The sequence below is a fragment of the Streptomyces fulvorobeus genome (assembly GCF_013167895.1).
In the GTDB taxonomy this organism is placed as follows: domain Bacteria; phylum Actinomycetota; class Actinomycetes; order Streptomycetales; family Streptomycetaceae; genus Streptomyces; species Streptomyces fulvorobeus.
Genome location: NZ_BLWC01000001.1, coordinates 4,586,771 through 4,602,793, shown reverse-complemented (window position 1 = coordinate 4,602,793; position 16,023 = coordinate 4,586,771). Strand labels below are relative to the sequence as shown.

At 71.7% G+C, this 16,023-nt stretch carries 10 protein-coding genes and 1 pseudogene; 1 reads left to right on the top strand and 10 read right to left on the bottom strand.

From position 1 onward, the window contains the following. Nucleotides 1-78: 78 nt before the first annotated feature. Nucleotides 79-1,278, top strand: coding sequence for a PQQ-dependent sugar dehydrogenase (locus Sfulv_RS20770; RefSeq protein WP_256669035.1), 1,200 nt, complete (start codon nucleotides 79-81; stop codon nucleotides 1,276-1,278). Nucleotides 1,279-1,493: 215 nt separating this feature from the next. Here Sfulv_RS20770 and Sfulv_RS20765 read toward each other — a convergent pair whose 3' ends face one another. From Sfulv_RS20765 to ligA, 10 genes and pseudogenes are all read right to left on the bottom strand, one after another. Continuing rightward, nucleotides 1,494-2,165 (bottom strand): hypothetical protein, encoded by a 672-nt coding sequence (locus Sfulv_RS20765; RefSeq protein ID WP_218900420.1) that lies wholly within the window; start codon nucleotides 2,163-2,165, stop codon nucleotides 1,494-1,496. 59 nt (nucleotides 2,166-2,224) lie between these two features. Beyond that, nucleotides 2,225-2,779 carry a GNAT family N-acetyltransferase gene (locus tag Sfulv_RS20760; RefSeq protein ID WP_173316084.1) on the bottom strand — a complete coding sequence of 185 codons (555 nt, stop codon included), beginning with the start codon at nucleotides 2,777-2,779 and terminating at the stop codon, nucleotides 2,225-2,227. A gap of 15 nt (nucleotides 2,780-2,794) precedes the next feature. Next, nucleotides 2,795-5,038, bottom strand: a complete 2,244-nt coding sequence (locus Sfulv_RS20755; protein WP_173316083.1) for an MMPL family transporter — start codon at nucleotides 5,036-5,038, stop codon at nucleotides 2,795-2,797. A 231-nt stretch (nucleotides 5,039-5,269) separates the two neighbouring features. Beyond that, on the bottom strand, nucleotides 5,270-7,378 hold the full coding sequence (locus Sfulv_RS20750) for a phosphocholine-specific phospholipase C (protein WP_173316082.1): 2,109 nt from the start codon (nucleotides 7,376-7,378) through the stop codon (nucleotides 5,270-5,272). A gap of 202 nt (nucleotides 7,379-7,580) precedes the next feature. After that, the gene (gatB, locus tag Sfulv_RS20745) at nucleotides 7,581-9,089 is read right to left on the bottom strand and encodes an Asp-tRNA(Asn)/Glu-tRNA(Gln) amidotransferase subunit GatB (protein WP_173316081.1); all 1,509 of its coding nucleotides are present in this window, start codon (nucleotides 9,087-9,089) and stop codon (nucleotides 7,581-7,583) included. A 16-nt stretch (nucleotides 9,090-9,105) separates the two neighbouring features. Then, entirely contained in the window at nucleotides 9,106-9,348 is a 243-nt protein-coding gene (locus Sfulv_RS20740; protein ID WP_173316080.1) for a hypothetical protein, read from the bottom strand. Beyond that, nucleotides 9,345-10,847 (bottom strand): Asp-tRNA(Asn)/Glu-tRNA(Gln) amidotransferase subunit GatA, encoded by a 1,503-nt coding sequence (gene gatA, locus Sfulv_RS20735; protein ID WP_173316079.1) that lies wholly within the window; start codon nucleotides 10,845-10,847, stop codon nucleotides 9,345-9,347. Before gatA ends, Sfulv_RS20740 begins: the two co-directional genes overlap by 4 nt. 5 nt (nucleotides 10,848-10,852) lie before the next feature. Beyond that, on the bottom strand, nucleotides 10,853-11,149 hold the full coding sequence (gene gatC, locus Sfulv_RS20730; RefSeq protein ID WP_173316078.1) for an Asp-tRNA(Asn)/Glu-tRNA(Gln) amidotransferase subunit GatC: 297 nt from the start codon (nucleotides 11,147-11,149) through the stop codon (nucleotides 10,853-10,855). A 119-nt stretch (nucleotides 11,150-11,268) separates the two neighbouring features. After that, nucleotides 11,269-13,439: pseudogene (locus tag Sfulv_RS20725) on the bottom strand (putative bifunctional diguanylate cyclase/phosphodiesterase). Between the two features lie 379 nt (nucleotides 13,440-13,818). Next, nucleotides 13,819-16,011: an NAD-dependent DNA ligase LigA gene (gene ligA / locus Sfulv_RS20720; protein ID WP_173316077.1), complete on the bottom strand. Its 2,193-nt coding sequence runs from the start codon at nucleotides 16,009-16,011 to the stop codon at nucleotides 13,819-13,821. Nucleotides 16,012-16,023: the final 12 nt, after the last annotated feature.

Below are 16,023 nucleotides of genomic sequence, written 5' to 3'. Positions count from 1 at the left end.
AATGGGCGGGGATCAGGACCGCGGGCGGGGTTGCGGTGCAGGAACAGTCGAGGTGCGGCCGTCGAAAGGATCGTTGCTGTGTTGGGATCTGCTCTCTCCCCCGCTGTACGCAGAGGGGCGGTGGCCGCGCTGGCCGCGGCCTCGCTGCTGGCCTCCGCGGGCTGCTCGTCCGAGGCCGGCTCCGGGGGTACGGCGGGCCGGGAGGGCGACTCGGCGCCCTCCGCCTCCGCGTCCGCTCCCGCCGCCTCCGCCCGCCCCGCGGACACGCCTCCGGCCAAGGGCTCGGTGAAGGTCCTCTCCACGCTCACGGAAGGGCTGGCGAGCCCGTGGGGGCTGGCCGCGCTGCCCGGCGGTGATCTGCTGGTGGCCTCGCGCGATGACGGCACGATCACCCGTGTCGACGGAGCGAGCGGGAAGAAGACGCTGCTGGGCTCCGTGCCGGGGGTCTCGCCCGGCGGTGAGGGCGGGCTGCTCGGCCTCGCCGTCCCGGCGACGTTCGGTGCGGACCGTATGGTCTACGCGTACTTCACCACGACGTCCGACAACCGCATCGCCCGCATGCTGTACGACGAGCAGAAGCCGGCGGGACAGCAGCTCGGCGCCCCCGACACGATCCTGCGGGGCATCCCCAAGGGCGCGGTCCACAACGGCGGCCGGATCGCCTTCGGCCCGGACCGCATGCTGTACGCGGGTACCGGCGAGACCGGGGACACGGGACTGGCCCAGGACAGGAAGTCGCTGGGCGGCAAGATCCTTCGGATGACGCCCGACGGCGAGCCCGTGCACGGCAATCCGGCGGCCGACTCGGTGGTGTATTCGTACGGGCACCGCAATGTGCAGGGGCTGGCCTGGGACGGGCGGAAGCGGCTCTGGGCGGCCGAGTTCGGCCAGAACACCTGGGACGAGCTGAATCTGATCGAACCGGGCAGGAACTACGGCTGGCCCGAGGTGGAGGGCAGGAAGGGCGGCGAGGGCTTCGTCGACCCGGTGGCCCAGTGGGGGACCGACGAGGCGTCGCCGAGCGGGATCGCCTTCGCCGGCGGATCGGTCTGGATGGCGGGACTGGGCGGCAAGCGGCTGTGGCGCATTCCGCTCTCCGGCGAGGCCGGCCAGGAGCCCTTGGCGCGGCCCCAGGCGTTCCTGGAGAACACCTACGGCCGGCTGCGGACCGTGCTCGCGGCGGGCGGCGACAGGGTGTGGCTGGTCACCAGCAACACGGACGGCCGTGCCACGCCGGAGCCGGGAGACGACAGGATTCTGCTGCTGGAGGTGGAGTAGCGCGCCGATGGCGCGCTCCGGCGCGTGGCCGGTGGGGTGGCGGCCCACCGCCATTCCGGTGTCCCAGGACGCGGGTACGTGAGCTGGGGCGCGGTACGGGAGGTTTTTGTACCCCCTCCCGGCAGCCGTCCGGCACCGCCGGCCGCGCACCAGGACACCGGGACACCGGGCGCGGGGCCGTACCTCGGCTCCGGCCGGTGCCTCAGGGGCAGAACTCAGCCGCCGGCCGGGGCGGCGGCCGTGGGCAGCGAGAGGAACAGGTCGAAGTACATGCCGGCGGAGATCAGTACGCCGAGCACGCCGAGCACGATGCCGGCCAGGGCGACGGCACGGATCCAGCCGGGCTGCGGGTGTACCGAGGGGGCGCCGAAGGCGGGGCGCACGAGCACGAAGACGCCGACCAGCAGGGCGAGCAGCGCGAACAGACCGTTGACCAGAGCGGTGGTGTGCCAGGCGTCACCGTAGATCTCGGAGATCTGCTGGGCCGGGCTGCCACCGCCGGAGGTCGTGATCTGACCGATCAGGGTCTCCCGCTCGGCGGCGACCCGGCCGCCCCAGGCGCCCGTCAGCGAGACGATGCCGAGCGCGGCCGCGACGACGGCCGAGGAGCCGGTGCCGAGCCAGGACGCGGAGGCCGCCTCGGCCTCGGCGTACGCGTCGAGCTCCAGGTCCGCGTCGTCGTCGGTGTCCGCGTCCGCGTCGGTGTCCGTGACCGTGCCGGTGTCCGTGACCGTGCCGGTGTCGTCCGTACCGGACGCACCGGAGCCGGCGTCCCCGGTCATGTCCTTCGTGTCCTTCGTGCCCTGCACGGCGCTGTCGTCCGTCGTCGTCTTCTCCTCGCGGTCGTCGTCGACGGCGGGAGCGGTGGGGGTCTTGGGGGTGTCCATGCGCCGCACGCTAGGGGTTCCGGATGAGAACCCCTTAACGTTGTGGCCTCGCGGCGCTCTCAGCCGCGCCGCGCACGCCATTCCGGTGCCAGGACGGACCAGATCTCCGAATCGTGCCGCTGCCCCCGGTAGGGGTAGCTCTCCCGCCTCACCCCGTCGCGTGTCATCCCGAGCCGCTTCGCGACCGCGACACTGCGGGTGTTGGCCGAGGAGGCGACCCACTCCACCCGGTGCATGCCCCGCACGTCGACCGCCCAGTCGATCAGCTCGTGCATCGCCCGGGTGACCAGGCCCCGCCCCTCCCCCGCCGGTTCCAGCCAGCAGCCGACCTCGCAGTTACCGGTCCGGGCCTCGAAGGTCCGGAACAGGACCCCGCCGACCAGCGTGCCGTCCAGCCAGATGCCGTAGAGACGGCCCGTGTCAGCGGCCTGGCTGTCGGCGTACCGCTGGAGCAGGGCCCGCGCCGACTCCAGGTCGGTGGCAGCCGCGGCGAACGGGATCCACGGGTCGACGAGCTCGCGGGCCCGGTCCATGTGGTGCAGGAACTCCTGGGCCTGCCAGCTCTCCAACGGGCGCAGCTCCGCCCCGTCGTCACCCAGGGATATCGCGAACATCGTGCTCCTCCGGTCTCAGCGAACGCGCTCGGCACGCCCGGGCGGGGCGGGCAGGGGCGCCGTCCCGCCGCCCTCGCCCGCACGCATCCCGGGGATCTTCGCATGCTCCACGCCACCGTCGGGCGGCTCGATGCTGATCCGCGGCAGCCACCGGTCCAGCCAGCCGGGCAGCCACCAGTTCGCGCCGCCCAGCATGTGCATCAGGGCGGGTACGAGCAGGGTGCGCAGGACGAACGCGTCCAGCGCGACGGCCACGGCGAGGGCGATGCCGAACATCGCGATGACACGGTCACCGCTGAGCACGAAGGCGAGGAAGACCGAGATCATGATCACCGCGGCCGAGTTGATCACTCTGCTGGTCTCGGCGAGGCCGACGCGGACGGCCCGCCGGTTGTCGCCGGTCTCCAGCCACTCCTCGTACATCCGGCCGACCAGGAACACCTGGTAGTCCATCGAGAGCCCGAAGAGCACCGAGACCATGATCACCGGCAGGAAGGGTTCGATCGGGCCCGCGCTGCCGAGTCCCAGCAGCTCGCTCCCCCAGCCCCACTGGAAGACCGCGACGACGACGCCGAAGGAGGAGGCGACGGCGGCCACGTTCATCGCCGCGGCCTTCAGCGGTATGCCGACGGACCGGAAGGCCAGGAGGAGGAGCAGGCAGCCGAGCCCGATGACCACACCGACGAAGAGCGGCAGTTTGCCGATGATGATCTCGGCGAAGTCGTCGTAACCGGCGGTCACCCCGCCCACATGGGCGTGGAGCGAGGTGGTGTCGGCCGCGTCGGGCAGTACGTCGGCCCGCAGCCGGTCGACCAGGTCGCTGGTCCGCTGCGACTGGGGCGCCGAGTCGGGCACGACGGTGAGGAACGCCGTGTCACCGCTGCTGTTGTACGTCACGTGGCCGACCGACGCGATGCCCTCGGTGTCGCGCAGCGCGTCGGGCAGCGCGTCCAGGGCGAGCCGGTCGTCGGCTCCGTCCAGCTGCGCGGCGATCGTCAGCGGCCCGTTGACCCCGGGCCCGAACCCCTCGCCCAGCAGGTCGTACGCCTGCCGGGTGGTCGCCTTCGCGGGGTTGTTCCCCTGGTCGGACGTGCCCAGGTGCAGCCCGGACGTGGGCAGCGCCAGGACCAGCATCACGGCCGCGGCGACCGCTCCCAGCAGCTTGGGGTGCCGTTCGACGAAGGCGGACCAGCGCGCGGCGAAGCCGGTGGGCAGCTCGGGCTGCGGCCCCCTCTCCGCGAGCTGACCGCGCTCGCGCCGGCTCAGCGCACGCATCCCGATGAACGAGAGCAGCGCCGGCAGCAGGGTCACCGAGGCGGCGACGGTCAGTACGACGGTGAGGGACGCGGCGATCGCGACCCCGTTGAGGAAGCCGAGCCTGAGCACCAGCATGCCGAGCAGCGCGATGCAGACGGTGGCCCCGGCGAAGACGACCGCGCGCCCCGTGGTCACCACGGCGTTGAAGGCGGCGTCGGTGACCGGCAGGCCGCGCCGCAGCCCTCTGCGGTGGCGGGTGACGATGAACAGCGCGTAGTCGATGCCGACGCCGAGTCCGATGAGCATGCCGAGCATCGGCGCGAAGTCGGCCACCGTCATCACGTGACCGAGCAGGACGATGCCCGCGTAGGCCGTCCCGACGGAGACCAGCGCGGTGACGATGGGCAGCATGCTCGCGGCGAGGGAGCCGAAGGCGAGGAAGAGGACGACCGCGGCGACGACCACGCCGACGGCCTCGCCGAGGTGGACCGAGGGCGCTTCGGTGAGGGCGACGGCCGTGCCGCCGAGCTCGACCGCCAGTCCGTCGCCCGAGGCCGCCTTCGCGGTGTCGATGAGGGCTTGTGCCTGCTGCGGAGGGACGTCGTCGGCCTGGTGGTCGAAGGTGACGGTGGCGTAGGCGGTGCGGCCGTCCGCGCTGATCTGTCCCTCGCCCGCCGGGTCGTAGGGGCCGGCGACGCCGCCGATTCCCGGCAGCTCCTCGATCGCCTGGAGGGTCGCGGTCATCCGCTGTTCGACGTCGGCGGCCCGCACCGTGGAGCCGTCGGTGTGCCAGACGACGGTGTTGGTGTCACCGCCGAGATCCTCGAAGCCCCGCTGGAGGAGTGCGGTGGCGCGGCCCGACTCGGTGCCCGGCACCTCGTAGTCGTTGGAGTAGGCCGGACCCGCGAAGCCCGCCGCGGTGGCCGCGCCGCCGAGTGCGAGCAGCCAGAGGAGGACGGCGAGAAGCCGGTGCCTGAGACACCAGCGGGCGATGGCAGCCAACGGACGCGCTCCCTGGGGGCTCGTGAATCCTTGTCGGGATATGACCCGGAATTCCCGTCAAAGACCTCATGACCTGAGAGCTGTCACTCTGGCAGCTCGATCTGATCCTTTGTCCCTTTCGTGGCGATACTCACAGCGGTCGTGTTCTCCCCCCGAGCGCCCCACCCGCCCCACCCGGGACGTGAGGAGGGCGGGCGCCCCGCCGGCGCCCGCCCCCTGTACCGCTCGGCCTCAGCCCGAGACGCTCGCCCTGCCGTTCTCGATGTGGCCCATCAGCCGCCGCCGGAAAGCGGCGTCCCCGTCGACCGTGACGAGGAGGTCGTACCATCCGCGCGCGTCGGCCGCCGAGTGCACGACGGTACGGCTGCGTCCGGGCTTCACCGTGACGCGCCGGGTCCAGCCGCGCAGGTCCTCCTCGTCGACGTACCCGAGAGGCCGCACGGTGAAGGTGAGCGTCCGCCGCCCCGTGTTGCGCAGCGTGACGTACAGGTCCCGCTCATGGACGTCGAGCCGGGAGCCGACCTCCGCGTCACCGCCCGCCCCGCCCGCGAACTCGCGGCGGAAGCCGTTCGGTCCGGTGACCGTGAACCGGTAGGCGTCCCCGGGGAAGGGCACCGTCCACTGCGCGGTGCCCTTCACGTCGCGGTGCTGCGGGGCGGGGAACTCACCGGCGTACGGATAGAGCGTGAAGTGCGCCGATGAGCGCCCTGTGTTGCTGAGGCCCACCTGCACCGCCCCGTCCGTGACCCACGCCTGCGCGTCCGGCTGGTAGGGCAGCGGCCTCGCCGGGCGCGTGCCGGGCTCCTGCACGGGCATCCGCTGGACGGCCGGCGGCCTGGGCTGCCAGCGTCCGCCGAACACCGGGATGGCGGCGGGCCGGTCCAGCTCGGGGCGGCGCCCGCCGCGCGAGAAGTCGAAGGCGGAGGTGAGGTCGCCGGTGACCGTGCGCCGCCAGTCGCCGATGTTGGGCTCCTTCACCCCGGTCCACCGCTCCAGGAAGCGGATCACGGAGGTGTGGTCGAAGACCTCGGAGCAGACGTAGCCGCCGATGGTCCACGGCGAGACGACCAGCATCGGCACCCGCACGCCGAGACCGGTCGGCTTGCCATCCCAGCGTTCGCCGGCCACCTCGGGCGGCGCGACAGGCGGCGGGACGTGGTCGAAGAAGCCGTCGTTCTCGTCGTAGTTGATGAAGACCGCGGTGTGGCGCCAGACCTCGGGGTGGCGGCCGAGCGCGTCGAGGACCTTGTAGAGGATCGTCGCGCTGTGGACCGGGGACGAGACGCTCGGATGCTCGGAGTCCACGGCCGAAGGCACCAGGTAGGACACCTCCGGCAGGGTCCCCGCCGCCACGTCCCCGGCGAACCGGTCGGCCAGCGTGCCCGTCTCCATCCGCCGCAGCCCGCGCTCGAAAAGGCTCCGCTCCGCTTCGGACAGGGTCGCGACGCCCTCCTCCAGGAGCCCGAGCAGACGCTCCCGCTCACCCGCGTCGTCCGCCTCACGGACGTCCGCGTAGAAGGACTCCATGAAGGTGTGACCGCCGGTCCTGGCGAGGGCCTTGCGGGCGATCGCCTTGAAGGTGGCGAAGAACTCGATCTGGTTGTCGGTGAAGTTTTCCCACTCCGTGTACGTCTGCCAGCTGCGGCCCGCGGCCTCCAGCCGCTCCGGGTAGGTGGTCCAGTCGTACCCGGGGTGCGTGCCCTCGTCGTACGCGTCGTTGCCCACGGCCCGCTCGCCGTTCGCCTCGAAGCCCGTCTTCCCGCTCCACAGGTGGTTGCGGTTGGGACTGGTGGAGGTGTGGACCGAGGAGTGGTAGGCGTCGCAGACCGTGAAGGTGTCGGCCAGCTCGTAGTGGAGCGGGATGTCACGGCGGTCGTAGTACGCCATCGTGGCGGCCGTCTTCGTGGTGACCCAGCCGCTCATCCAGCCGCCGGCCCAGGCCCGGGCGCCGCCGCTCCAGGAGTGGTCGAGGGCGCCGATGTACTGGAGATCCTTCTTCTGCGTCTCGGCCGCCCCGCGCACCGGGAAGGGCAGCACGGACGTGCCGAGCGGGCCCGGCTGCTCGAAGACGGGCCTGCCCGTGGGGAGTTCGACGGCGTTGCGGTCACCGAAGCCGCGTACGCCGCGCAGCATCCCGAAGTAGTGGTCGAAGGAGCGGTTCTCCTGCATCAGGATCACCACGTGCCTGATCTCGTCGAGGCCGCCGGACCCCGCCGGGCGGGCGGGCTGCGCGGCGATGGCGGCCTGGAGCGAGGGCGGCAGGAACGATCCGGCTGCCGCTGCGCCGAGCGCGCCGCCTCCGAGGGCGAAGAGCCGTCGCCGTGAAATGTCCGTGGTCAAGTGAGCCTCCCGAATCGGTCGTACCGTCGGAAAGCTAGCCAGGCGAGGTGGCGGCCGGAAGACCGCGGTACGGCACAGCGGTGAACGTCCGGCAGGGCGCTCCGGAAGGCCGGTGAGCACCGCTCCCGGGCACGCGTGAAGGGGCGGCGCGCGCCCGGATTCCGGGTGCGCCGCCCCTTCACGTACCTCGGTACGCCGGAGGTCAGCCTTCGACGCCGAGCTTCTCCAGGATCAGCTCGCGCACCCGGGCCGCGTCCGCCTGGCCGCGGGTCGCCTTCATGACCGCGCCGACGAGCGCGCCCGCAGCCGCCACCTTGCCGCCGCGGATCTTGTCCGCGATGGCCGCGTTGGCGGCGATGGCCTCGTCCACGGCCGTGGACAGCGCGCCCTCGTCCGAGACGACCTTCAGGCCGCGCTTCTCGACGACGGCGTCCGGGTCGCCCTCGCCCGCGAGGACGCCCTCCAGTACCTGGCGTGCCAGCTTGTCGTTGAGGTCGCCCTTGGCGACGAGCTCGGCGACCCTGGCGACCTGCCCGGGAGTGACCCCGAGCTCGTCGAGGGCGCGGCCGGTCTCGTTGGCGTTGCGGGCGAGCTCTCCCATCCACCACTTGCGGGCCTGGTCCGCCGGAGCGCCCGCCTCCGCCGTGGCGACGATCAGATCGACCGCGCCCGCGTTGAGGATGGACTGCATGTCGTGCTCGGAGACGCCCCACTCCTCCTTGAGCCGCGCGCGGCGCAGCCGCGGCAGCTCGGGGAGGCCCCGGCGGAGCTCCTCGACCCAGTCACGGGCCGGGGCGACGGGCACCAGGTCCGGCTCCGGGAAGTAGCGGTAGTCCTCGGCGTTGTCCTTGATGCGGCCGGCCGTGGTGGAGCCGTCCTCCTCGTGGAAGTGCCGGGTCTCCTGCACGATCGTTCCACCGGAGTTCAGCACCGCGGCGTGGCGCTGGATCTCGAAGCGGGCCGCCCGCTCGACGGAACGCAGGGAGTTCACGTTCTTCGTCTCGGAGCGCGTACCGAACGCCTCCCGGCCGTGAGGGCGCAGCGACAGGTTGACGTCGCAGCGCATCTGCCCCATCTCCATCCGGGCTTCCGAGACGCCCAGCGCCTTGATGAGCTCGCGGAGCTCGGCGACGTACGCCTTGGCGACCTCGGGAGCGCGTGCGCCCGCGCCCTCGATCGGCTTGGTGACGATCTCGATGAGCGGGATGCCCGCACGGTTGTAGTCGAGCAGGGAGTGCGACGCGCCGTGGATGCGGCCGGTGGCACCGCCGACGTGCGTCGACTTGCCGGTGTCCTCCTCCATGTGGGCGCGCTCGATCTGCACCCGGAAGATCTCGCCGTCCTCCAGCTGGACGTCCAGATAACCGTCGAAGGCGATCGGCTCGTCGTACTGGGAGGTCTGGAAGTTCTTCGGCATGTCCGGATAGAAGTAGTTCTTCCGGGCGAAGCGGCACCACTCGGCGATCTCGCAGTTCAGTGCGAGGCCGATCTTGATCGCGGACTCGACGCCGATCTCGTTGACGACCGGCAGGGCGCCGGGCAGCCCGAGACAGACCGGGCAGGTCTGCGAGTTGGCGTCCTGCTTGAGCTCCGTGGAGCAGCCGCAGAACATCTTGGTCTTGGTGCCGAGCTCGACATGGACTTCGAGGCCCATGACGGGGTCGTACGTCGCGAGGGCGTCCTCGTACGACTCCAGGTCAATGACAGTCACGGTGAGAACTTCCCTCTCAGCCCAGCAGGACGTCGTCGTCGCCGAGCTTCTTCAGCTCGCGGTAGAGCAGAGCGAGGCCCGTGACGATGGCGGCGGCGGAGACAGCGGCGTCGACGAGACGGAGCGTGTCGTTGTCCTTGCGGGCCATACGGGCCTGCTTGACGACGCTGATCGCACCGAAGGCGGTGGAGCCGATCGACAGGTACGTAGCGGCCTTTGAATTCTTGAATCCCTTGGCCTTGATGGGCATGGGGCTCATAGTGACGGTGCCTCCTCAAGCAGCGGGTGCCCCCACTTTTCCACGAAGGCCGCCTCCACGGCAGCTCCGACCTTGTACAGCCGGTCGTCCTTCATGGCGGGGGCGATGATCTGCAGTCCGACCGGCAGGCCGTCCTCCGGTGCCAGGCCGCAGGGCAGCGACATGGCGGAGTTGCCCGCGAGGTTGGTCGGGATGGTGCACAGGTCCGCGAGGTACATCGCCATCGGGTCGTCGGCGCGCTCGCCGATCGGGAAGGCGGTGGTGGGCGTCGTCGGCGAGACGATGACGTCGACCTGCTCGAACGCCTTCTCGAAGTCCCGGGTGATCAGGGTGCGGACCTTCTGCGCCGAACCGTAGTACGCGTCGTAGTAGCCGGAACTCAGCGCGTACGTACCGAGGATGACGCGGCGCTTGACCTCGTCACCGAAGCCGGCCTCGCGGGTGAGCGCGGTGACCTCCTCGGCGGACTTCGTGCCGTCGTCGCCGACCCGCAGGCCGTAGCGCATGGCGTCGAAGCGGGCCAGGTTCGACGAGCACTCGGACGGCGCGATCAGGTAGTACGCCGAGAGGGCCAGGTCGAAGGAGGGGCAGTCCAGCTCGACGATCGTGGCGCCGAGCGACTTCAGCAGCTCGACCGACTCGTTGAAGCGCTGGACGACACCGGCCTGGTAGCCCTCGCCCGCGAACTGCTTGACGACGCCGACGCGCATGCCCTCGACGGAGCCGTTGCGGGCGGCCTCGACCACCGGCGGGACCGGGGCGTCGATGGACGTCGAGTCCATCGGGTCGTGGCCGGCGATGACCTCGTGGAGCAGGGCCGCGTCCAGGACCGTACGGGCGCAGGGGCCGCCCTGGTCGAGGGAGCTGGAGAACGCCACCATGCCGTACCGGGAGACGCCGCCGTAGGTGGGCTTGACGCCGACGGTGCCGGTCATGGACGCGGGCTGGCGGATGGAACCGCCGGTGTCCGTACCGATGGCGAGCGGGGCCTCGTAGGAGGCGAGCGCGGCCGATGAGCCGCCGCCCGAGCCGCCCGGGATGCGGGTGAGGTCCCACGGGTTGCCGGTCGGGCCGTATGCGCTGTTCTCGGTGGAGGACCCCATGGCGAACTCGTCCATGTTGGTCTTGCCGAGGATGACGACGTCGGCTGCCCTGAGCTTCTGCGTGAGGGTCGCGTCGTACGGCGGGACCCAGCCCTCGAGGATCTTCGAGCCGACGGTGGTCGGCATGTCCTTGGTGGTGAAGATGTCCTTCAGCGCGAGCGGGACGCCGGCCAGCGGGCCGAGCCTCTCGCCCGCGTCCCTCTTCGCGTCGACGGCGCGGGCCACCGCGAGGGCGCCCTCGCGGTCGACGTACAGGAAGGCGTGGACCTTCTCGTCGACCGCGTCGATCCGGGCCAGGTGGGCCTCGGTTACCTCGACGGCCGTGAGCTCACCGGAAGCGATCTTCGCGGCGGTCTCGGCGGCGGTCAGCTTGATGATGGTGCTGATGTCCGTCATGGCTTTTAGTCCTCCCCCAGGATCTGCGGCACCTTGAAACGCTGCTGCTCCTGGGCCGGGGCGCCGGAGAGCGCCTGCGCGGGGGTGAGCGACGGACGGACCTCGTCCGCGCGCATGACGTTGGTCAGCGGCAGCGGGTGGGAGGTCGGCGGTACGTCTTGGTCGGCGACCTCGGAGACGCGGGCGACCGCGCCGATGATGTCGTCGAGCTGACCGGCGAAGTGAACGAGCTCTTCGCCCTTCAGCTCCAGACGCGCCAGCCGGGCGAGGTGGGCGACCTCCTCGCGCGTGATGCCAGGCATGCGGCGATCCTCAGGGTTCGGTGTGTGGTTTCGGCCCAATCCTATGGGGTCGGCCGCGCGGGCCACCGCCACCCGTGGGAGACCCCGCCCGGCCACCCGGCGTTGGCCCGCCCGGCGGCTCAGGCCGTCGCCGGGCCCGACACCGTACGCCCGGTGGGCCGGTGCTCCAGCTCGGGTACCCCGCTCGCGGCCCCCGCCGCCGCGACGGCCGCCGCCGCCCTGGCCGCCGCCGCCAGCTCGGCCGGCCGCCGCCAGCCGTGCTCGCCGCGCGCCCGCAGCCAGGCCGTCGTCTCCTGCGGGGCATCGCGGGCGCCACCAGCCAGCCCTGCACCGCGTCGCAGTGCAGGTCCCGCAGCCGCTCCCAGGTCTCGTCGTCCTCGACACCCTCCGCGACGACCAGCAGGCCGAGCGAGTGGGCCAGGTCGATGGTGCAGCGGACGATCTCGGCGTCCTCGTTGTCGATGGCGAGCCTGGCGACGAACGAACGGTCGATCTTGAGCTCGCTCACCGGGAGCTTCCGCAGGTGGACCAGTGAGGAGTAGCCCGTCCCGAAGTCGTCCAGGGACATCTTCACGCCGTGCCCCGTCAGCCCCGCCAGGGTGTCAGCGGCGCGCTGCGGGTCCTCCAGGAGCACGTGCTCCGTTATCTCCAGCTGGAGGGCGCGGGCCGGGACGCCGTGCCGGGCGAGCCGGGCGGCGACGCTGCCCGCGAAACCGGGGGTGTGGACGTCGCGCGGCGACACGTTGACCGCGACCGGGACGAACAGCCCCTGGGCCCGCCAGCGGGCGACCTGGGCGAGCGCCGTCTCCAGGACGTACTCGGTGAGGTGCGGCATCAGACCGGAGGACTCGGCGATCGCGATGAACTCGTCCGGGGGGACCCGCCCGCGTTCGGGGTGCACCCAGCGGACCAGTGCCTCGAGCCCGGCCACCTGGCCGTCGAAGCGGACCTTCGGCTGGTAGTGCAGCTCCACCTCGCCCGCGTCCAGGGCGCGGCGCAGGTCGCCCAGCAGCCCGAGCCGGTCCGGGGTGTTGCTGTCCCGCTTCGACTCGTACACCTCGACGCCCGTACGGTCCCGTTTGGCCTGGTACATCGCCACGTCCGCGCGTCTGAGGAGCCCTTCGGCGTCCAGCGCGTGATCGGGGTAGACGGCGACCCCCGCGCTGGCCTCCAGCACCAGGGTGAGGCCGTCGAGGTCGAGGGGCGACGACAGCTCGGCGACCAGGTGGCGGGCGACCCGCTGGGCACTCGTCGCGGAGTCCGCGCCCGGCAGCAGTACGGCGAACTCGTCGCCGCCCAGCCGCGCGACCTCCGCGCCGCGGGGCAGGGCCAGGCGCAGCCGGTCCGCTATCTGCAGCAGGAGCCGGTCCCCGGCCAGATGGCCGAGGGTGTCGTTCACGGCACGGAACCGGTCGAGGTCGATCAGGACGAGGGCCGACCGGGAGCCGAGGTTCTCGGCCTCCTCCAGCGCCGCCCAGGTCCTTTCCAGGAGCCACTGGCGGTTGGGCAGCCCGGTCAGCGGGTCCCGCAGCTGCTCCTCGGCCCGGGCCCGGGCGATCCAGAGCGTGGAGTCCAGGGCGATCAGAGGAACCGCGAAGAGCGGCAGCAGGACGGGCATGGCCACCGCGACGACGCAGATCAGGGGGGCGATCCCGAGCAGGGCGACCGCCACAAGCCCTTGGCGCAGCAGCGCCGTACGGGCGATCGTCGGGAGCCCGCCGCCCTGCGGTGCCCGGGCGTACCACAGCAGGACCCTGGTGACGAGCAGATAGGTGGAGGCGGCGAGCAGCACCTCCGGCAGGGCGTCGATGCCCCAGTCGAGTGGCCGCCAGGGCCGTTCGACGGTCGGCACCTCACCGAAGGCGGCGAGGACGAGCGCGGCGGCGCCGATGCCGAGTATGTCGACGGCGCCGTGGAGCATCCCCTGCCGCCAGCGGTGGCGGCGGGCCGTCCCGACGAGCACCACGACGACCAGGCTGACCAGACCGGCGGGCACCCAGCCGTAGACGAGCAGCACGGCCAGCGTGAGGGCGGCCCCGGAGCCGGTGCCGCCCCACCAGCGGTCACGTCCGAGGGCGACCAGGTGACCGACGATGATTCCGGTGAGCAGGGTGAGCGACCAGCCCGCCGTGCCGTCCGGGAAGAGCGCGTGACCCTCGTGCACCGTCCGGTACAGCCCGGTCGTCAGCTGAATCGTCGCGACCGCCACGACGACGGCCTCCACCCGGGGCGGGAGGCCGGCGAAACCTCGCAGCCGCGACTCCGGTGCGGCGCTCTCGGTCGGTTTCATTCCGTCCCTCTCACAGCCGGCAGTGCGGACGTGCGGATGTCACACCATGGCCGGCGCTGTCAGCCGCTACGGCCCTTCCCCGCCACGCGGCCGTGCACGGCGGGTGCACCTTCAACAGTAGGCCGCGCAGGGGCTCCAGGGGCAGCGCTCGACAGCTCCAGCCCGAATGCGGACCGGCGACCCGTCAGCCTGCGCCGTGCGCCGAACGGGTGAGATCGGCCGACGGGCCGGACCACTCGCGTCCTCCTGCCCGCTTTCTTCCCCTCTCCCTCCGGGGCCACTCCCTGACGGGGTGTCGATGGGGTGTCGATGGCATATCGATCCGCCTGCGGTCCGGTCCGGTCCGGCCCCCCGTCCGGCCCTGTCCGGCCCCGTCCGGTCATTCCGCGGCCGGGACCGCCGCCTCCCGCGCCGCCTCGGGCCCTTCTCCGAGCAGGACGGCGAAACCGTCCTCGTCGAGCACGGGCACCTTCAGCTGCATCGCCTTGTCGTACTTCGACCCCGGGTTCTCGCCCACCACCACGAAGGAGGTCTTCTTCGAGACGGACCCGGTGACCTTCGCTCCGCGGCTCTGGAGCGCCTCTTTCGCGCCGTCCCTGGTGTGGGTGGCCAGCGTGCCGGTGACGACGACGGTGAGGCCCTCCAGCGGCCGGGGACCCTCGTCCTCCCCCGCGCCCACGTCCTCCATCCGGACCCCGGACTCCCGCCACTTGCGCAGGATCTCGCGGTGCCAGTCCTGTGCGAACCATTCTTTGACCGAGGCGGCGATGATGGGACCCACCCCGTCCGCGGCGGCCAGCTCCTCCTCGGACGCCTCGTCGATCCGGTCGATGGAACGGAACTGGCGGGCCAGCTCCTGCGCCGCGACCGGGCCCACGTGCCGGATCGAGAGCCCGGTGAGGATGCGGGCCAGCGGCGCCGCCTTGGCCGCGGCGATCCCCTCCAGCATCCCCAGGGCGTTCTTCTTCGGCTCGCCCTGCTGGTTGGCGAAGACCGTCGCGATCTTCTCCTCGCCGGTCTTCGGGTCGCGCTTGGGCAGCCCGCTGTCCTGGTCCAGCACATAGGCCCGGATCGGCAGCAGCTGCTCGACCGTCAGTCCGAACAGGTCCCCCTCGTCCCGCAGGGGCGGCTCGGAAGGCTCCAGCGGCTTGGTCAGGGCGGCGGCCGCCACATAGCCGAAGTGGTCGATGTCCAGGCACTTGCGGCCCGCGAGATACGCCACCCGCTCGCGCAACTGAGCCGGGCAGGAACGGGCGTTGGGGCAGCGGACGTCGATGTCGCCCTCCTTCATGGGGCGCAGCGCCGTCCCGCACTCGGGGCACTCGGACGGCATCACGAACGGCCGCTCGCTGCCGTCCCGCAGATCGACGACCGGTCCCAGGATCTCCGGGATGACGTCGCCCGCCTTGCGCAGCACGACCGTGTCACCGATGAGGACGCCCTTGGCCTGCACCACGTTCTGGTTGTGCAGGGTGGCGAACTCGACCTCGGAGCCCGCGACCTCGACCGGCTCGACCTGGGCGTACGGGGTGACCCGGCCGGTGCGTCCGACGCCGACCCGGATGTTCACCAGCTTGGTGTTGACCTCCTCCGGCGCGTACTTCCAGGCGATCGCCCAGCGCGGAGCGCGCGAGGTGGAGCCCAGCCGGCCCTGGAGCGGGATCTCGTCCAGCTTGACGACGACGCCGTCGATCTCGTGCTCCACGGAGTGGCGGTGCTCGCCGAAGTAGGCGATGAACTCCCGCACCCCGTCGATGGAGTCGACGACCTTGTTGTGCTTCGCGGTGGGCAGGCCCCACTCCCGCAGCAGCTCGTACGCCTGCGACAGCCGGTCGATGTCGAACCCCTCGCGGGCTCCGATGCCGTGGACCACCATGTGCAGCGGGCGGGCGGCGGTGACCTTGGGTTCCTTCTGGCGCAGGGAGCCCGCCGCGGCGTTGCGCGGATTGGCGAACGGCTTGTCCCCCGCCTCCACCAGCCGGGCGTTGAGCCCTTCGAACGCTTCCATGGGGAAGAACACCTCCCCGCGGATCTCGACCAGCGCGGGAATCCGCTCCCCCTTCAGCCGGTGCGGGATCTCGGCGATCGTACGGACGTTGGGCGTGATGTCCTCGCCCGTGCGGCCGTCACCCCGGGTGGCGGCGCGGGTCAGTCTGCCGTGCTCGTAGGTGAGGTTGACGGCGAGGCCGTCCACCTTGAGCTCGCACAGGAAGTGGTACCCGCCGCTGCCGACGTCCTTGGCGACCCGCTCGGCCCACGCCGCGAGCTCCAGCTCGTCGAAGGCGTTGTCGAGGGAGAGCATGCGCTCCCGGTGCTCGACCGAGGTGAACTCCGTCCGGTAGGGCCCGGCGACCTTCTGGGTCGGCGAATCCGGTGTGCGCAGCTGCGCGTACCGCTCCTCGATCTTCTCCAGCTCACGCATCAGCCGGTCGAACTCGGCGTCACTGACGACCGGCTGGTCCTTCACGTAGTACCGGAAGCGGTGCTCCTCGACCTGTTCGGCAAGGAGTGCGTGCCGCTCCCGCACCTCCGCCGGCACCGCGATCTGCTGCGCCTGCTGTTCGCCGGCCATCGTCCTGTCCTC